The 1,514-nt window shown below is 65.7% G+C and carries 1 protein-coding gene; it reads left to right on the plus strand.

Features of this window, described 5'->3' with window-relative positions; translation table 11 throughout:
- On the plus strand, positions 1–1,514 hold a 1,514-nt coding region (gene arfA / locus J3P31_RS21125; protein ID WP_246849739.1), incomplete at its 5' end, for an arabinosylfuranosidase ArfA.

The raw sequence follows: 1,514 nt of genomic DNA on the forward strand, positions 1-1,514 counted from the left end.
TGACGGCGCGTGTCACGGCCCATCGCGACTACACGGTCGCGCGGATCGACGACCGCATCTACTCGGGGTTCCTCGAGCATCTGGGGCGTGCCATCTATTCCGGGATCTACGAGAGGGGGCATCCGACGGCGGACGCCAACGGCTTCCGCGGCGATGTGGCCGAGCTCGTGCGGGCGCTCCGGATGCCCTTCATCCGCTACCCCGGCGGCAACTTCGTGTCCTCCTACAACTGGGAGGATGGCATCGGTCCGCGCGACAGCCGCCCCACACGCCTCGACCTGGCCTGGCACACCTCCGAGTCCAACGAGGTCGGCATCCACGAGTTCATGGACTGGTGCGACCTGGTCGGCACCAAGCCCATGCTGGCCCTCAATCTGGGCTCGCGCGGACTCGACGAGGCGCGCAACTTCGTGGAATACGTGAACGGCCCGACCGGCGCCTACTGGGGCGACCTGCGCAAGAAGAACGGGCGGGCGGAGCCCTGGAACTGCCAGCTCTGGTGCCTGGGCAACGAGATGGACGGCCCGTGGCAGATCGGCCAGAAGACCGCCGTCGAGTACGGCCGTCTTGCGGGCGAGGTGGCCAAGGCCCTGAGGGCCTTCGACAAGAAGCTCGAACTCGTGGTCTGCGGCTCCTCCAAGCCCGACATGCCCACCTATCCCGAGTGGGAGCGGATCACGCTGGAGCACACCTACGAGACGGTCGATTACCTGTCGCTCCACATGTATTCGCAGAACAAGGCCAAGAACACCGCCGAATACCTGGCGCTGAGCACGAAGCTCGACACCTACATCGCCACGATCCAGTCCGTCATCAACGTCGTGAAGGCGAACAAGCGCTCCAAGCGCGAGGTGGCCATCTGCTTCGACGAGTGGAACGTCTGGTATCACTCGCACGAGCAGGACCGCGCGATCCTGGAGGGCATGCAGGGCTGGCCCCATGCGCCGCGCCTGCTCGAGGACATCTACAACTTCGAGGACGTGCTGCAGGTCGGACTGACGCTCAACACCTTCATCCGCCGCGCGGACGTGGTGAAGATCGCCTGCATCGCGCAGATCGTGAACGTCATCGCACCCATCATGACCGAGCCGGGCGGGCCCGCGTGGCGGCAGACGACCTACTGGCCCTTCCTGCTCACGTCTCTCTACGGGCGTGGCACGGCTTTGCAACTCGCCGTCGACTCGCCGACTTACGGGACGGAGTTGGCTGGAGACGTGCCTTACCTCGACATCGCAGGCGTCCTCGACGCCGCCGAGAGGGTCGTCACCTTCTTTGCCGTGAACCGCCACCCGTCCGAGACGCTTGCGACCGGGCTCTCGCTTCAGGGCTTTGGCGGCCCGGCGCGGGTGGTGGATCATCAGATCATCACGCATCCCGACCTTCACGTGGTGAACAGCATGGAGCGCCCGAACGAGGTCGCACCCCGGCCGGGACATGGGACCGCAGTCGAAGGGGACACCGTTCGCATCACCCTGCCACCCCACTCCTGGCAGATGCTGAGGGTCAGCGTCTGA

It is taken from the genome of Rubellimicrobium arenae, from assembly GCF_017916275.1.
In the GTDB taxonomy this organism is placed as follows: Bacteria; Pseudomonadota; Alphaproteobacteria; order Rhodobacterales; family Rhodobacteraceae; genus Rubellimicrobium; species Rubellimicrobium arenae.